This is a genomic window from Gordonia asplenii (assembly GCF_012933505.1).
Classification (GTDB): Bacteria; Actinomycetota; Actinomycetes; order Mycobacteriales; family Mycobacteriaceae; genus Gordonia; species Gordonia asplenii.
The window spans coordinates 41,465-57,574 of sequence record NZ_JABBNB010000008.1; the positions used below are offsets into that span (position 1 = coordinate 41,465).

Below are 16,110 nucleotides of genomic sequence, written 5' to 3' on the forward strand. Positions count from 1 at the left end.
CAACAGCCCTAGCCCGAGGATCAGCACATGACAGCCTCACCAGTCACTCAGCCCCCGCTCACCGAGTCCTTTCTCCCCGCAGACACGTCCACCGCCCTCGACGAGGTCACCGTCGGTGGCCTGCTGGCGCGACGCGCACGTGAGTGCCCGAACCGTGTCGCCCTGATCGGAAACCGCCACGGCACCGGCGACACCGCGCGTCTGACCTATGCCGAGCTGTACACCGAGGCAACTCGCGCGGCCACCGGCATCGCCCGACTGGCACAACCCGGTGAGTTCGTCGCGCTGTGGGCGCCGAACGTCGTCGAATGGCCGATCATCGAGTATGGTGCCGCGCTGGCCGGTGTGACGCTCGTAGCCCTCAATCCCGTTCTGACCCTTGACGAACTCACCTATGCGATCGAGCATTCGGGCGCTTCGGTACTTCTGCACGCCGACCGCAGCCGCGACTACGACCTCGCCGCCGTCGTCGCGGAACTCGCCGCGACCCACGCTGGCCTCACCACCGTCAGCCTGTCCGACACCGACCGCTGGCTGCCGGCGGACGCTGACCCGGCCGTCGTCGCCGCCGCGCCGGTCGATGCCGGCGCGCCGGTCATGCTGCAGTACACGTCGGGAACGACTGGAAACCCCAAAGGGGTTGTGCTGCGCCACCGTTCATTGGTCAACGTTGCCAAGCTGACGATGGAAGCAGTAGGCGCCGAGCCCGGTGCGGTGTGCGTCAACCCGCTGCCCATGTTTCACACCGCCGCATGTGTCATCGGCACCCTGGGGCCGCTGTGGCTCGGCGGCACCGCGGTGCTGATCGAGCAGTTCGCCCCCGCGCCGGTCTTGGAGGTGATGCGTGCGGAGAAGGCGAAGATCCTGTTCTACGTCCCGGCGGTACTCGGTGCGTTGCTTGCCGTTCAGGCGGCGTCGGCCGACCCCGCACCGTCGCTCGACGTTGTGATGGGCGGGGCCGCAGATGTCCCGGCGAGCATGATTGAAAGCGCTGAGCAGACTTTCGGTGCCAGCGTGATCAATCTGTTCGGGCAGACTGAACTCGCGCCGGTGCTCTCGGCGACCCGCCCGAACGACAGCCGCGCCGATCAATTGCACACCGTCGGACATCCACTGGCGCAGGTCGATTGCAAGATCGTCGACCCGGTGACCGGGAAGGTGATGCCGATCGGCGAGCCCGGTGAGATCTGCGCGCGCGGCTATCAGCAGTTCATCGAGTACCTCCACGATCCGGCGGCGACCGCAGCCACCGTCGACGCCGACGGATTCGTGCACATGGGCGACCTCGGCACGATGGATGCGCGCGGCTACCTCAGCGTCACCGGTCGGCTCAAGGAGATGATCATCCGCGGCGGCGAGAACATCGCCCCGGTCGCCGTCGAGAACGCCCTCGCGGACCATCCGCGGATCGCGGCGGTGACCGTCGTCGGGCTCCCGGACGAGAAGTGGGGCGAGGTCGTCGCGGCGGTCATCGTTCTCACCGGCGACTCCGACGGTCTCGTCGAGGAACTCACCGCGCATGCACGACAACGGATCTCACCTTTCAAAGTGCCGAGCCGCTGGTTCGTCGCCGACGCGTTGCCGGTGACACCGACCGGGAAGATCCGCAAGTTCGCGGTCCGCGACCAGATCGACACAGCGCAGTTGCGCGAGATCACCGGAGCAGCGCAATGAATACCATCGAGCAACGTAGGCAACGACTTCGGGACCGGTTCGCCCAGTGGACCCCGCGCACCCTCGACGAATGGCTCGACGAGTCAGCGGCACAGTACGATTCGCGGCCGCTGGTCATCACCGACGAGGTCACTCTGTCGTACCGCGACGTCGCCGAACAGTCACGGGTGATCGCCGATGCCTTGGTCGCCCTCGGCGTGCAGCCGGGGGACCGGGTCGGCATGCTGATGGCGAATTACCCCGAGTTCGTACCGTTCAAATTCGCCATCGCCCGCACCGGGGCGATCGGCATTCCGTTCAACTTCCTCTACCGGACCGAAGAGCTCGGCTACGTGCTCGAGCAGTCGGGCTGCTCGGTCCTGCTGACTATGACCGGCTTCGGCGGCCTCGACTATCTCCAGATGCTCGACACGCTGGCACCGGGGTGGGAGAGCACGCCGGACCTCGGGCAGCTGCGCAAAGTCGTCGTCCTGTCGACCGACGGTCGCGAACGCGAAGGCGCCACAACATATTCGGATCTGTCCACCCTCGGACAGCAACACGCGGGTGCGTCCGACGGCGCGCCGCATTCACCCGACGACGTCGGCGACATGCTCTACACCTCGGGCAGCACCGGATCGCCCAAGGGTGTCATCGTCACTCACGACGCAGTGCTGCGCACCGGGTACGGCTCGGCCTTGACCCGCGCATACGACGACGGACGCCGAATCCTGTTCTCACTGCCTTGCTATCACATGTTCGGCTACGTCGAAGGAATCCTGTCGGCGATGATGGTGGGCGGGGCGGTGATCCTGCAGACCTCGTTCAGTGCAGAGGGCTATCTGGGTGGCATCGAACGCCACCGCGCCGACGACATTCTGTGTGTTCCGACGATGGCCGTCGCCATGGTGGAATGCCCGACCCGCGATCAGTACGACGTCAGCTCTCTCAGCGCGATCCTCTGCGGGTCCGCGCCTGCACCGATTTGGTTGTGGGAGAAGGTCGAAGAGCTGTTCGGCGTGAGTGAGATCGTCACCGGCTACGGGATGACCGAGTGCGGTGGAGCGATGACGCTCACCCGGCCCGAAGACGATCTGATCCTCAGTTCGACGACGGTCGGACGCCCGAAGGCGGCCGGCGCTGCGGGCCAGCCGGGTACCGATGACCTCTGTGTCTACGCCACGATCGACCCGATCACCGGCGAACCGCTGCCGCCCGGGGAGACCGGCGAACTCGTGTCCTACGGGCCGACGACGATGCTCGGCTACTGGGACAAACCCGCGGAAACCGCTGCGGCGCTGAACGACGAACGCATCCTTCGCTCTGGCGACCTCGGGCGAGTCCGGCCGGACGGCTACCTCGAAGTGACCGGCCGGAGCAAGGAACTCTACAAGTCCGGTGGAGAACTGGTGATGCCCAAGGAAGTCGAGGACATCGTCGCCAGATTGGACGAGGTGAGTCAGGTGTTCGCCATCGGCGTCGTCGATGACCGGTGGGGTGAGATCGGTGCGCTCGTCGTCGTCCGCTCACCCGGTGCGCAGATCTCTGCGGCGCAGATCATCGAGCACTGCAAGGCGAACCTCGCCCGGTTCAAGGTTCCCAAGCGCGTTGAATTCCTTGATCCACAACAGCTTCCGACGACACCCACCGGCAAGATCCAGAAATTCCGGCTGGTCGAGATGGTGTCGAAACCCACCGAAATCGAAAGAGAGGAGACGTCATGACCTCCGTCATGTCCTCCGGCGCGCAGGCGCCCAGCCTGGTGTCGGAGCTGATCCGGCCCGATCAGGTTCATGGCTCCCTGTATACGAACCCGGCCGTCTTCGCCGAAGAACTGAAGAAGATCTGGTTCACCACATGGGTTTTCGTCGGGCACGAGAGTGAAGTCCCCGAGCCCAACGACTACGTCCGCAAGAAGCTCGCCACGCAGGACGTCATCATGACGCGCGATCGTGAGGGCGAGGTTCATCTGCTCATCAACCGGTGTGCCCACCGGGGGCTGCAGGTGTGCGACGACGCGCAGGGCAACTCGAGCTCGTTCCGTTGCCCCTATCACGGGTGGACCTACCGCAACACGGGTGAACTGCTCGGCTATCCGTACAACAAGGGGTACGGCGGCAAGGGGAAGCTCGAGCTCGGCATGGGTAGGGTGCCGCGCGTGGCGAGCTACCAGGGTTTCGTGTTCGGGTCGATGGCGAACGACGGTCCGTCGCTCGAAGATCACCTCGGGGCGGCCGCGGGGGAGATCGATCGATTGGTCGGCCTGTCGCCGCGCGGCGAGGTCGCGTTGGACGCCGGTTGGCTGGGACACAAGACCCGAGCCAATTGGAAGTTCTTGGCGGAGAACGAGACCGACGGCTACCATCCGCAATTCGTGCACGGCTCGATCTTCGGAGTCACAGGATCGCCGATCGGCGCGCTCTACAGCGACGCCTCCACCGCGGTCACCCGTGCACTCGGCAACGGTCACAGCGAGAACGACCTGCGCCCGGAATTCCGCAACTTCGCCGAACCGATGCGGTGGTTCGGTACTACACCGGACCGGGTGCCCGCATACGTGGCGGCGATGGAGAAGGCGTACGGCGACGATGCGCAGCGGCGGATGATCGAGGGCGCCCCGCACGTGATGATCTTCCCCAACCTGTTCATCGCCGAGATCCAGGTGTTCAACATTCAGCCGGTCGCCGTCGGCGAATGCGTCCAGTACTCGACCGCGGTACAACTGCGCGGCGGCGAAGAGCTCAACCGCCGAATGATCTCGCAGTCGATCGGATCGGTCGGGCCGGCCGGAATGTTGCTCGCCGACGACACCGAAATGTACGAGCGCAATCAGCGTGGAGTATCGATGCTCGACCCCGAATGGCTCGACGTTCGGCGCGGACTGATCCGCGAAAGGGTCGATGAGAACGGTTTCACCGTCGGTGCAGCGACCGACGAGACCGCGATGCGCGGCTTCTGGAAGCACTACCGCTCGCTGATGGAGGCGTGACATGACCACGACAGAGCCTGGCACACAGGCGAATTCGCAGTTGACGTCGCTCCCTGACGGGTGGGACTACTTCGAGGTCACCCAGTTCCTGTACAGGGAAGCGCGGCTGGCCGACGAGAACGATTACGACGGGTGGGAGGCGCTGTGGACCGACGACGCCCTCTACTGGGTGCCGTCCGGCGGCGCCGACGTGGATCCGCGCCGCAACGTCGCGATCATCTACGACAACCGCAGCCGCATCGCCACCCGGATGAAGCAGGTGAAGACCGGCAAGCGCTACGCGCAGTCGCCGCCGTCGGATCTGCGGCACATCATCGGGAACATCGAGCTGCTCGGCGGTCGCGAGAATGCCGCCGGCGGAGTCGATCTCGAAGTCGGCGCGAACTTTCTGGCCTACGAGTCGCGGATGCGCGAGAACCAGTTATGGGGTGGCCGCACCACCTACCGGCTGCGTCGAGTCGACGGTGAGATCCGGCTGGTCTACAAGAAGGTCGTGCTTGTCGACAACGACAAGCCGATTCCCACGATGGCCTTCCTGATCTAGGGGAGTGTCGTGGGAATCGAGATGAACGATCGCGGTCCGTATGACATCCCGGGAGTCGGACCGATCGTCGGCAGTGAGTTCGCCGAAGTATCGGTGAACGTTGACGCACAAGGCAATTCGGTGCGGTTGAGGTTGGAAGACCTGCGCACCGGGCGGGTTCGGTACCTCGACGCACTCGAGCTGGAGACCGTCATCTGGCTCGACGACGGACATCTGACCGAATTACTGGACCCGTCGGCCGATAGGTGGAGGGATAGTTCGCCACCCCCGCGCGCCGAGTAGTCCTGGTTTGCCGCTGTTCGTCGCCACCCCCGCTCGCCGAGTAGACGAAACGAGCTTGCGAGTTTCGTCGTATCGAGGTGTGGTGAGTGTTCGTCGATACGTGACCAGGTCAAATATCATGGCTGGCTTGGTATTTCGGATCGCCACACCTCGATACGCGTTGTTCGCGAGCTCACAACGCTACTCGGCGACCGGGGGACTAACCACAAAGGAGAAAACTTTGAAACGCGTCGCAATCGTTGAACCGGTCCGTACCGCGGTCGGTGCCTTCGGCGGTACGCTTCGACCGCTGCCCGCCGAGGATCTTGCAGCGAAAGTACTTGCTGCCCTGGTCGAACGCACATCCATCGACCCGGCCCTGATCGACGATGTGGTGATCGCTCAGTCGTATGCCAACTCTGAGGCACCGTGCATCGGACGCTGGGCCGCGCTGAATGCCGGACTGCCGATCGAAGTCCCCGGATTCCAGGTAGACCGACGATGCGGTGGCGGTCTGCAGGCCGTGGCCACCGCTGCGATGATGGTGCAGACCGGCGTAGCCGATGTCGTGATCGCGGGCGGCGTCGAATCGATGAGCAATATCGAGCACTACACCACCACCGCCCGCTGGGGCTCGCGCTCGGGTAACCAGGTGCTCTACGACCGCCTCGACCGGGGGCGGGCGCGGTCGCAACCGGCGTGGCGATTCGGCGAGATCAGCGGAATGATCGAGACCGCAGAGAATCTTGCGAAGCGCTACGGCATCACCCGCGAGGAAGCCGATGTTTACGCGGCGTCGAGCCATCGACGGGCCGCAGCCGCCCAGAGGTCGGGATCGTTCGATGACGAGATCGTCAACGTGGAGGTCCCGCAACGCCGCAGCGAGCCGCTGCAGTTCTCCCATGATGAGGGGGTCCGGCCCGACACCACCGCCTCAGCGCTGTCCGGACTGCGCCCGATCATGCCCGACGGAACCGTCACCGCGGGCAACGCCGCACAACAGAATGACGCCGCCGCAGCATGTCTCGTCGTCGCCGAAGATCAGTTGGACCGCCTGAATCTCACTCCGATCGGTTGGTTCGAGGGGTGGGCTGCGGCGGGCTGCGATCCCGCGACTATGGGCATCGGACCTGTTGGCGCGGTGCGAAAGCTCTTCGAGCGAACCGGAACCGACTTCGACGACCTCGACCTGATCGAGATCAACGAGGCCTTTGCGGTCCAGGTGCTGGCCGTGATCAATGAATGGGGAATCCCGATGGATGAACTGTCGAATCGCTTGAACGTCAACGGATCGGGCATCTCGCTCGGCCATCCGATCGGCGCGACCGGGGGCCGCATCCTGGCCACGATGTTGCACGAACTCGACCGCAGAAGAGGAAGATTGGCAATGGAAACCATGTGTATCGGTGGGGGACAAGGAATCGCGGCACTGTTCAGTGGGGCGACGTCATGACCGTGGCCGTCCTCGGTTACGGGACCTACTTTCCGTCGTGGCGGATGGCGCCGCGCGACGCCGGGCATGCAAACCGGATCGTCGCGTCCTTCGACGAGGACGCGGTGACGATGGCGGTCGCCGCGGCTCGCTCCGTCATCGACGGACTGTCGACCGCGGCACTGGCCCAAGTCGTGCTCGCCACCAGCTCGCCGCCCTATCTCGACAAGACCAACGCGACGATCGTGCACGCCGCACTCGGGCTCGACCGCACAATCGCGGCACATGATCGCATCGGCACGGCACGCTCGACCATGTCGGCGATCTCCGCGGACGCCGGTCCCACCTTGCTCGTCGCCGCCGACATCCGAACTGGCAGACCCGGTTCCGCCGACGAGCGCGGTGGCGCCGACACCGCCGCCGCCCTCTATCTCGGCTCCCCGACGACCGACAGCCCATCACTCGCAGACGTCCTGGTGTCCGAAAGCCGTACTGAGGAATTCCTGGACCGCTGGCGCGAGCCGACGGAGCTCAGCGCATCCTCGTGGGAGGAACGCTTCGGATACGAGCGGTACGCGCCGTTGATCACCGAGGTGGCCGACGCCGCGCTCGATGCGGCCGGCCTCGACCAAGCCGACCACGTGATCGTCACGAGTGCGAACTCAGCGGTCGCCAAGCGCGCCACGACGCTGGTCAAGGGACAGCTGTCCACCACGGGATCGGCGGCGGGCTTCAGTGGAGCAGCGGATCCGATCGTTGCGCTCGCGTCGGTTCTCGACGTTGCGGGAGCCGACGAGACCGTTCTGCTGGTGTCGGCCGCAGACGGTGTCGACGCGGTGCTCCTGCGAACGACGGGCGCGTTGCCCGCCCACCGGCAGCCGACGTCTGTCGCCACGCAGATCGTCGGCGGTCAGGCAATCACCTATCCCACATACCTGTCGTGGCGCGGACTGCTCGATTTCGAGCCGCCCCGACGCCCGGAACCGGAACGGCCCGCGGGACCGCCGGCCGGCCGCGGTTCCGGTTGGAAGTTCGCACTGCAGGGGAGCCGTTGCACCGTTTGCGGATTCACGCATCTGCCACCGATGCGAATATGCCGCGGCTGCGGCGCCGTTGATGAGATGACACCCGAATCGGTTGCCGGACGCAGCGGGCGGGTGGCGACCTTCACGATCGACCGGCTGGCCTACTCGCCGTCGCCTCCGGTGGTCGACGTCGTCGTCGACTTCGACGGCGATGGCGGCGAACGCGGGACCGCAGCAGGCCGGTCCGCCTTCGAGGTCGCCGACGCTCGACCCGACGAACTTGAGGTCGGATCAGCGGTGACAATGACGTTCCGCCGACTCTTCACCGCGGGCGGAGTACACAACTATTTCTGGAAGGCACGCCAATTGCCTTCCACCGCTGAATCATCGGAGGCGTGATGAGCAGTACGGGCATTGCCGACAAGGTTGCGATTGTAGCGATGGGATGCACCCGATTCGGTGAACTATGGGGCTCGTCGGCTGACGACATGCTGATCGACGCCGTGGGTGAGGCCATCACCGGGGCGAACATCGCCTTAGCCGACGTCGACGCCTACTGGCTCGGCACGCTTGGGTCCGGCCAGTCGGGACTCACCCTCAGTCGGGCGCTGGGCACCGATTACAAGCCGGTCACGCGAGTCGAGAACTATTGTGCGACAGGATCGGAAGCGTTTCGCAACGCGTGCTACGCGGTTGCGTCGGGTGCTTACGATCGGGTGATGGCGGTCGGTGTGGAGAAGCTGAAGGACAGTGGCTTCTCCGGACTGCTGCGGGCGGATCCACCTGGCGACGGCACGGCACCGGAACTGTCGATGACGGCGCCGGCGGCATTCTCCCTGCTCGATCCCGCGTACTGCACCAAGTACGGCGTCGACTCGGCGCAAATGCGCGACGCGATGACGCATGTGGCCTGGAAGAACCATGTCAACGGTGCGCGTAATCCCAAGGCGCAGTTCCGATCCGAAGTCTCCAAAGCGAAGATTTCGGGGGCGCCGAAGGTCGCAGGCAGACTCGGTGTCTTCGATTGCTCGGGAGTGTCGGACGGCGCGGCCGCTGCGCTGATCGTGCGTGCCGAGGACGCGTACGACTACACTGACCGCCCGATCTTCGTGAAGGCTCTGGCGCTGGCCGCGGGGCCGGCGCGGGGATCGATGGACCCGGCCTACGATTTCACCACCTTCCCGGAGGTGGTCCGGTCCGCGCGAGACGCGTACGCGCAGGCGGGAATAAATGATCCACGCGGTCTCTCGTTCGCAGAGGTCCATGACTGTTTCACGCCGACCGAACTGGTGCTGATGGAAGACCTCGGCTTCTGCGATCGCGGACAAGCGGTCAAGGAATCGCTGGCAGGCGACTTCGATGCCGACGGTCGCCTGCCGGTCAACATCGACGGTGGCCTGAAGTCCTTCGGCCATCCGGTGGGCGCGAGCGGGCTGCGGATGCTCTACGAGGCGTGGTTGCAGCTGCGCGGTGAGGCGGGGGAGCGGCAGTTGGCCGATCCGCGTACCGCGCTTACCCACAACCTCGGCGGACGGCCGGGCGCGTGCGTGTCGTTCGTGTCCATCGTTGGCCGCGAGCCGAACTCGACGAGCTGACCTACGCCGTCGCACACTCACCAGCAGTATCCCGTTGCCTTATTTTTGATTTGAGGTTAAATTAAAAAAATGATCGAGACACTTTCTCCCGCGGCGAAAGTCGCCGACGAACTCTATCGCGTACTCGCTGCGGGTGACGCCGAAGCGGTCACCCGGTTGCTGACCGCCGACTTCGTCGGCGAGACCACCACGGGCCTGCCGCTGGGTCTCGGCGGTACTTACCGCGGCGCAGAGTCGATGATCCGGGAATTCTGGTGGCGATTGGGCAAGACCTTTCGGGTCGCGGCGCAACCGGAATCATTTGATGCACTCCCGGGCGATCGACTACAGGTTGCCGGCGTCTATCGCGGCGTCTGCCGCGCCACCGGGCGCAGCGTCGACGCGCGGTTCATTCACGTCCTGACCTTCGCCGACGGCAGGATCGCGAAGCTGATCCAGCTCACCGACACCGAACCGTGGCACGCCGCACTCGCGGGCGCCGACCGCCTGAACGTGCCGGCGTCGTCCGGGCCTGCGGTCACCGATCTGCAGACCATCGATTATTCGGTTCGCGACAACGTCGCGCAGGTGATCCTCAACCGACCGGACCACCGCAACGCCATCGACCTGCGGATGGGCGAGGAGACGCTGACGGTGGCCCGCGCGATCGCCGCCGACCCGGCGGTCCGTGCGGTGCTCATCGCGGGCAACGGCCCGGCGCTGACCGTCGGCGGCGACATCGAGTACTTCACGTCAGCGCAGCCGGGCGCCTTCGGTGCGCTCGCCGCGCGAATGACCGACCCTTTCCACGAGGCGTTCCGGATTCTGGAGCGGATCGATGCGCCGATCGTGACCGCCGCGCACGGTTCGGCGGCCGGCGGTGGACTGGGATTCGTCTACGCCGCCGACATCACGGTCGCTGCCGAGGGAACCGTGTTCTCCACTGCGTTCAGCGGCATCGGCCTCTCCGGGGACGGTGGCGGGACCTGGCACCTGCCGCGGTTGGTCGGTGAGGCGCGAGCGCGGCGGATGTACCTGGAGAACCTGCGGATCGATGCCGCGCAGGCGTTGGAGTGGGGGCTGATCAGTGAGGTCGTCCCGGCCGCGGAACTGCGGACCCACGCGCTCGCCAAGGCGCATCGACTTGCCGCCGGACCGACGAAAGCCTTTGGCCGCCAACGCCGCCTGCTCCGGGAGACCTGGCACAACTCGCTGTCCGACCAGCTCCGTGCCGAGTCCGAAGGCGTCGAATTCACCGGCAGCACCCGCGACGCGCAGCAGGCGATCGCCGCATTCCTTGACAAGCAACGACCAGAATTCGAAGGCAGGTAGAGCAGTGCCCGGTCTCATTCACGACTCAGACGACCATCGCGCGATCCGCGAAAGTGTCGCCGCCATCGCCAAACAGTATGGACCCCAATACTTTCTCGAGCGTGGCCGCACCGGCGGGCACATCGACGAACTGTGGAACGATCTGGGCGAAGCAGGACTGCTCGGTGTGCATCTTCCCGAGGAGTACGGGGGCGGTGGCGGAGGCATGGCCGAAGCGGTCGTCGTCGTCGAAGAACTGTCGGCGCACGGAATGCCGATGCTGATCTGGGTGATCTCGCCGGCGATCTGCGGCAGCATCCTGGCCGCGCACGGCAGTCACGAGATGAAGCAGGCATGGCTGCCCGCACTCGCCGACGGCTCCATGAAGATGGCGTTCGGACTTACCGAGCCCGACGCCGGCTCCAACAGCCACAACCTGAAGACGACGGCGCGCCGCGACGGGGACGGCTGGGTGATCTCCGGCCAGAAGTACTACATCTCGGCGATCGATCAGGCCGACGCCGTCCTGCTGATCGCGCGCGATGACGACCTGTCGACCTCAGATCATAAGGCGCTGTCGATCTTCGTGGTCCCCACTGACACACCAGGGTTGTCGATCCAGCTGATCGACACCGCGATCGTCTCGCCGGACAAGCAGTTCACGGTATTTCTCGACGAAGTCCGAGTCGGGCCGGAATCGCTTGTCGGGCAGGCGGGTAAAGGTCTTCGCCAAGTGTTCGCGGGGTTGAACCCCGAACGCATACTGGTCGGCGCGATCTGTGGCGGCGTCGGGCGTTACGCCATCGAGAAGGCTAGTGACTATGCCCGCAATCGGAAGGTCTGGTCGTCGCCGATCGGTGCACACCAGGGAGTTTCGCATCCGCTTGCCGAATCGCATATCAACGTCGAATTGTCTCGACTGGCGACGGCGCACTCGGCGCGGCTGGCCGACCAAGATTCGCCGGGAGTCGGCGAAGCCGCCAACATCGCGAAGTTCGCCGCCTCTGAAGCGGCGTTGAAAGCACTCGACCAAGCCATTCAAACCCATGGCGGCAACGGACTCTCCCTCGAATACGGCCTGTCCGAACTGTGGTTCGTCACGCGATTGATGCGCACCGCACCGGTGAGCCGCGAGATGGTGCTGAACTTCGTCGCCCAGACATCACTCGATCTGCCACGGTCCTACTAGCCCGGCCCGGCAGCAACCCCGGAGGAAACTATGACAACGACTTACGACTACGACGCCATTGTCGTCGGCGCCGGTGCGGGCGGTCTGTTCACCGCTGCCAGACTGGCCCGCCGCGGCTACCGCACGCTCGTCGTCGAACGCCTGGACAAGGTGGGTGGCCGGGCGTCGACCACCGAGATCGACGGCTTCAAGGTCAACGACGGTGCAATCGTCATCGAGGTCGGCGGTATCACCGAACAGACCTGCGCGGAGGTCGGCGCGAAGTTCGAGATCCGCGAGCCCAGTCCGCCGATCCTGTACCGCATCGCGGGCAAGGATGTCGACGTCACCGGCGGTGGATGGGGGCTGCTGCTGGGCAAGCTGACTCGGCAGGGTGCGAAGCTGGTTAAGGGAATCGGCGCGGCGCGCAGCGATTCCGGACTGCCCGAGGACGAGCTTTCCACCGCTGATTGGGTACGCAAGTACACCAAGAACGAAGGCGTGCACGGGATCTTCCGGAACATGTGTGCCTCCGTGTTCGCGGTGAGTTCCGATGAATTGCCAGCACGGGTGTTCCTCACCTACTTCACCCGCAAGAGCGCGTTCAAGCGTTTCGGCTTCCACCCCGACGGCACCGTCGGGCTGTGGAACTCGCTCGCCGACGCCTTCGCAGTGAACGGCGGCGACCTCTGGCTGACCGCCCAGGTCAGTGCGATCAACGTCGTCGACGGTGCGGTCACCGGCATCACCGTCGATCACGCAGGCGAAACCACGACCGTGACCGCGCCGGTCGTGGTGAGCAACGTCGGGCCGTATTCCACCCTCGACCTCGCCGGGCGGGAATCGTTTCCCGCTGAGTATGTTTCGCTGGTCGAGCAGCGAAACCGCCCATGCGCGATGATCACCGTCAACTTCGCCAGCCAGGAGCCGCTGATCGATGCGCCCGGCATGCTGAGCTTCGCGAAGACACGTCGCCTGGCCTACATCGCCAACTACACCGACGTCTGCCCGGAGATGGCACCCGACGGGTGGCATCTCTACACCGGCACCGCGGTGCCTGAACCGGCGATCGGCGACTTCGACGAGGCTGCCGAAACCGAGCTGCTGATGGCGGACCTTCGCGACACCATCGATGGATTCGATCGCAGGTCACGCATTCTGTCGACGACGATCACACGTGATGGCTGGCCTCCGCAGCGGGCCGTCGCCGGTTTCGACTTGCCGCACACCACCGAGGTCACCGGACTGTGGAATGTCGGCGACGCCGTCAAGGAGTACGCGAACGGCGGCACCACCGCGTGTGCGGAAACGGCCGCCCTGGTGGTCGACGAGATCGCCCTCGAGTTCACACCGGTCACGGCATGATCGGCGCCCCGAGATCCCAACGTGCACAAGGAAAGGTGCAGCCATGAAAGTAACGGTCGACTTCGCCAAGTGCACTGGACTGGGCATCTGTGAGTCGCTGGCCCCGGACTTCTTCGAGGTGAACGATGACGGCAAGTTGGTGCTACTCAGAGACGACATCACCGACGACGAACTGCAATCGGTTGAGGAGGCCATCGCGGGGTGCCCGACCGAGGCACTGAGGATCGTCAGGGAATAGCGCGCAGAGGACGGCCCCGCCAGCCGTCGCACGCGGTCGGAGGGTCGTGGCTGGGTTGGTATTTCGTCTCGCTGCACCTCGATACGCGACGCTCGCGGGCTCGCGTCGCTACTCGGCGAGCGGGAGGGGCTCGCGGTCGGGAGCCCCGCTTGCCGTCGCAGCCCCGCTGGCGGTCGTTACCCCTGCTCGCCGAGTAGCGCTACGAGCTTGCGAGTAGGGCGTATCGAGGTGCGGCGAGGCGATCTCGGCGGCGTGACGACAGTTCGGTTGCCGTCGAAATGCGTTGACTGAGTTGGCATTTGATATCACCGCACCTCGATACGCGAAACTCGCAAGCTCGTTTCGCTACTCGGTGAGCGGGAGGCGCGTCACCTTGTGGCTCGTTTCGCTACTCGGTGAGCGAGAAGGGTGCGTTGCCGCGTGGCCGTCTCGCTGTTCGGTAAGCAGGACCCATCGCTACGAAAGGCACAACTATGTCCATCGAGAATTTCGTCGTCGTCGGAGCTTCCCTCGCCGGACTCCGCGCGATCGAGGCCGCCCGCAAGGCGGGCTATGCCGGCGCCATCACTCTGATCGGCGCCGAAGACCATCTGCCCTACGACCGGCCGCCGCTGTCGAAAGCGTTCCTCGAGCCCGGCACCGAACTCGTCGACATTCCCTTCTTCCGGGCCGAAGACACTCTCCGCGATGAGCTGGGTGTCGATCTCGTACTCGGCTATCCCGCAACGGGATTGGATACCGACGCTCGGGTCGTCCGGGTGGGCGAGCGCGAGGTGCCCTACGACGTGCTCATCATCGCCACCGGCTCGACGCCGCGCGTGATCCCGGGTACCGAAGGGCTCGACGGCGTGCACGCATTGCGCACACTCGACGATGCGATCGCGGTCCGTGAAGCATTGATCGGCGGGGCTCGGACCGTCGTCATCGGCGCCGGCTTCATCGGATCGGAGGTGGCGTCGGGCGCGAAGAAGCGAGGTGTCGAGGTGACTGTCCTCGAAGCCCTGCCGACTCCGCTGGTCCGCGCCACCGGGGAAGCAATGGGACAGGCCATCGCGTCACTGCACGAGCGCAACGGGACCACCCTGCGATGTGGAACTGGTGTGTCGAGTTTAGAAGGCGATGGACGAGTGGAACGCGTCGTTCTCAGCGACGGTTCGGTCGTAGACGCCGACTTGGTCGTCGTCGGCATTGGAGTAGTGCCGGCAACCGAATGGCTTGTGGGCAGCGGGATTTCTGTGGACAACGGCGTCGTCTGCGACGAGACGCTATGGACCGGTGTGCCCGGTGTCTACGCCGCGGGCGACGTCGCGAACTGGCTCAATCCGGTTTTCGGGGAGCGGCAACGAATGGAGAACTGGACCGCGGCCGCAGAACAGGGCGCAGCGGCGGCAAGAAACGCGCTGGACCCGAAGAACGCGAAACCGTATGGAACGGTGCCGTACTTCTGGTCGGACTGGTACGACGTGCGGATCCAGTTCGTCGGCTCGCCGGACGCCGACGAGGTGGTCGTGGTCGATGGAGATCCCGACGTTGGCGGGCGTTGGGTTGCCCTGTATCGCCGCGGTGACCGCTTGATCGGTGCGCTCACAGTGAACGGGCAGTCGGTGATCATGAAATATCGCGTGATGATTAGCAGGGGCAAGTCCTGGGAAGAGGCGCTGGAATTCGCCCGGGCGCGCACGGCGAAAGTCGCTGCGGTCTCATAGCGGCGTTGCGCAACGTCAACAGGGGGCTGTCGCCGACGCTGACGCGAGTGCGCGAGAACCGCCGTCTGCGCGGGAAAGTGCTGTCAAGTGACGGCTGGGGCCGGCTCCTTCACCGCCGCTCGATGGTGTCGGCGACTGTCGACGGGACGAAACCGGGCACGAGGACGTGCGTTCCGTTGCCGAACCAATGGCCGGACGCCATCTGGACGCCACCCATGTGAAACAGCGGGGCGGCATGCAGAAGCCGCTGGGAGGTGTCGCAGCCCATGGCGCGCATCCCCACGCCGCCGGTCACTACGTTGTCGTGGCTGAGTAACGCACCCTTCGGGAAACCGGTCGTCCCGCCGGTGAACAGTATGCAGTCTCGATCCTGCCCGCTGTGGCCTGCATCGTCGATCGGGATCCCGTGGGCGACCAGATCACCGACGCGGATGCCGTTCGTGAGGTCGGCGTCGTCCAATGTGATCACGTGCCGGACGTCAGGGCATGCGGCCGTGATCGCGTCGACCCGATCACTGTAGGCGCTGTCGACGAGTAGCACCGTTGCTCCGACGTCGCGCAGCGAGTAGATCATCTCGCTGATCGACCAGCGAGTATTGAATGGTGCTGGAATGGCGCCCAGCCACCACGCCGCCTGATAGTGCAACAAGAAGCGATCGGAGTTCATCGCGAGCGCGGAGATCCGGTCTCCGGGGCGAACACCGAGTTCGCGCAGCCCGCCCGCGACCGCGCGCACCGCGTCGAGAACTCTGCGTGAGGAGCTGCCGGTCGTGGTCAATAGTCGCGATTCCGTCAGGTTTCAGGCCAGCGGCGCGGGCGATCGGCTGCGTGAGGTGGGAGCCGC

Annotated in this window: 14 protein-coding genes; 13 read left to right on the forward strand and 1 reads right to left on the reverse strand. The window is 65.2% G+C overall.

Translation table 11 applies throughout. From position 1 onward, the window contains the following. Positions 1 to 27 precede the first annotated feature (27 nt). The 13 genes from HH308_RS09470 to HH308_RS09530 all read left to right on the forward strand — a co-directional run bounded on the left by HH308_RS09470 (position 28) and on the right by HH308_RS09530 (position 15,266). Complete coding sequence (locus tag HH308_RS09470; RefSeq protein ID WP_170193955.1) at positions 28 to 1,674, forward strand: class I adenylate-forming enzyme family protein; 1,647 nt, start codon at positions 28 to 30, stop codon at positions 1,672 to 1,674. Further along, positions 1,671 to 3,377 (forward strand): class I adenylate-forming enzyme family protein, encoded by a 1,707-nt coding sequence (locus HH308_RS09475; protein WP_170193956.1) that lies wholly within the window; start codon positions 1,671 to 1,673, stop codon positions 3,375 to 3,377. The genes HH308_RS09470 and HH308_RS09475 overlap by 4 nt, the downstream gene beginning before the upstream one ends. Next, complete coding sequence (locus HH308_RS09480; protein ID WP_170193957.1) at positions 3,374 to 4,642, forward strand: aromatic ring-hydroxylating oxygenase subunit alpha; 1,269 nt, start codon at positions 3,374 to 3,376, stop codon at positions 4,640 to 4,642. The genes HH308_RS09475 and HH308_RS09480 overlap by 4 nt, the downstream gene beginning before the upstream one ends. Position 4,643: 1 nt before the next feature. Next, positions 4,644 to 5,186 carry an aromatic-ring-hydroxylating dioxygenase subunit beta gene (locus HH308_RS09485; RefSeq protein WP_170193958.1) on the forward strand — a complete coding sequence of 181 codons (543 nt, stop codon included), beginning with the start codon at positions 4,644 to 4,646 and terminating at the stop codon, positions 5,184 to 5,186. 9 nt (positions 5,187 to 5,195) lie between these two features. After that, complete coding sequence (locus HH308_RS09490; RefSeq protein ID WP_376767202.1) at positions 5,196 to 5,468, forward strand: hypothetical protein; 273 nt, start codon at positions 5,196 to 5,198, stop codon at positions 5,466 to 5,468. Positions 5,469 to 5,688: 220 nt separating this feature from the next. Then, the gene (locus HH308_RS09495; RefSeq protein ID WP_170193959.1) at positions 5,689 to 6,900 is read left to right on the forward strand and encodes an acetyl-CoA C-acetyltransferase; all 1,212 of its coding nucleotides are present in this window, start codon (positions 5,689 to 5,691) and stop codon (positions 6,898 to 6,900) included. Beyond that, complete coding sequence (locus tag HH308_RS09500) at positions 6,897 to 8,303, forward strand: hydroxymethylglutaryl-CoA synthase (protein ID WP_170193960.1); 1,407 nt, start codon at positions 6,897 to 6,899, stop codon at positions 8,301 to 8,303. The genes HH308_RS09495 and HH308_RS09500 overlap by 4 nt, the downstream gene beginning before the upstream one ends. Next, positions 8,303 to 9,499 carry an acetyl-CoA acetyltransferase gene (locus HH308_RS09505; RefSeq protein ID WP_170193961.1) on the forward strand — a complete coding sequence of 399 codons (1,197 nt, stop codon included), beginning with the start codon at positions 8,303 to 8,305 and terminating at the stop codon, positions 9,497 to 9,499. The genes HH308_RS09500 and HH308_RS09505 overlap by 1 nt, the downstream gene beginning before the upstream one ends. Positions 9,500 to 9,568: 69 nt before the next feature. Continuing rightward, complete coding sequence (locus tag HH308_RS09510; protein ID WP_170193962.1) at positions 9,569 to 10,810, forward strand: enoyl-CoA hydratase-related protein; 1,242 nt, start codon at positions 9,569 to 9,571, stop codon at positions 10,808 to 10,810. A gap of 4 nt (positions 10,811 to 10,814) precedes the next feature. After that, complete coding sequence (locus HH308_RS09515; protein ID WP_170193963.1) at positions 10,815 to 11,978, forward strand: acyl-CoA dehydrogenase family protein; 1,164 nt, start codon at positions 10,815 to 10,817, stop codon at positions 11,976 to 11,978. 30 nt (positions 11,979 to 12,008) lie between these two features. Then, positions 12,009 to 13,322, forward strand: coding sequence for a phytoene desaturase family protein (locus HH308_RS09520; RefSeq protein ID WP_170193964.1), 1,314 nt, complete (start codon positions 12,009 to 12,011; stop codon positions 13,320 to 13,322). A 43-nt stretch (positions 13,323 to 13,365) separates the two neighbouring features. Further along, positions 13,366 to 13,560 carry a ferredoxin gene (locus HH308_RS09525; RefSeq protein ID WP_170193965.1) on the forward strand — a complete coding sequence of 65 codons (195 nt, stop codon included), beginning with the start codon at positions 13,366 to 13,368 and terminating at the stop codon, positions 13,558 to 13,560. Between the two features lie 473 nt (positions 13,561 to 14,033). Beyond that, positions 14,034 to 15,266 carry an NAD(P)/FAD-dependent oxidoreductase gene (locus HH308_RS09530; protein ID WP_170193966.1) on the forward strand — a complete coding sequence of 411 codons (1,233 nt, stop codon included), beginning with the start codon at positions 14,034 to 14,036 and terminating at the stop codon, positions 15,264 to 15,266. Positions 15,267 to 15,375: 109 nt separating this feature from the next. Here the strand turns inward: HH308_RS09530 and HH308_RS09535 are convergent, their stop codons facing one another. Next, positions 15,376 to 16,044, reverse strand: coding sequence for an AMP-binding protein (locus HH308_RS09535; RefSeq protein ID WP_170193967.1), 669 nt, complete (start codon positions 16,042 to 16,044; stop codon positions 15,376 to 15,378). Between the last annotated feature and the right edge of the window lie 66 nt (positions 16,045 to 16,110).

Excerpts from the sequence above, each read along its gene's own strand:
- HH308_RS09470 (WP_170193955.1), top strand. The coding sequence starts at position 28 with ATGACAGCCTCACCAGTCACTCAGCCCCCGCTCACCGAGTCCTTTCTC.
- HH308_RS09475 (WP_170193956.1), top strand. The coding sequence starts at position 1,671 with ATGAATACCATCGAGCAACGTAGGCAACGACTTCGGGACCGGTTCGCC.
- HH308_RS09480 (WP_170193957.1), top strand. The coding sequence starts at position 3,374 with ATGACCTCCGTCATGTCCTCCGGCGCGCAGGCGCCCAGCCTGGTGTCG.
- HH308_RS09485 (WP_170193958.1), top strand. The coding sequence starts at position 4,644 with ATGACCACGACAGAGCCTGGCACACAGGCGAATTCGCAGTTGACGTCG.
- HH308_RS09500 (WP_170193960.1), top strand. The coding sequence starts at position 6,897 with ATGACCGTGGCCGTCCTCGGTTACGGGACCTACTTTCCGTCGTGGCGG.
- HH308_RS09505 (WP_170193961.1), top strand. The coding sequence starts at position 8,303 with ATGAGCAGTACGGGCATTGCCGACAAGGTTGCGATTGTAGCGATGGGA.
- HH308_RS09510 (WP_170193962.1), top strand. The coding sequence starts at position 9,569 with ATGATCGAGACACTTTCTCCCGCGGCGAAAGTCGCCGACGAACTCTAT.
- HH308_RS09520 (WP_170193964.1), top strand. The coding sequence starts at position 12,009 with ATGACAACGACTTACGACTACGACGCCATTGTCGTCGGCGCCGGTGCG.
- HH308_RS09525 (WP_170193965.1), top strand. The coding sequence starts at position 13,366 with ATGAAAGTAACGGTCGACTTCGCCAAGTGCACTGGACTGGGCATCTGT.
- HH308_RS09530 (WP_170193966.1), top strand. The coding sequence starts at position 14,034 with ATGTCCATCGAGAATTTCGTCGTCGTCGGAGCTTCCCTCGCCGGACTC.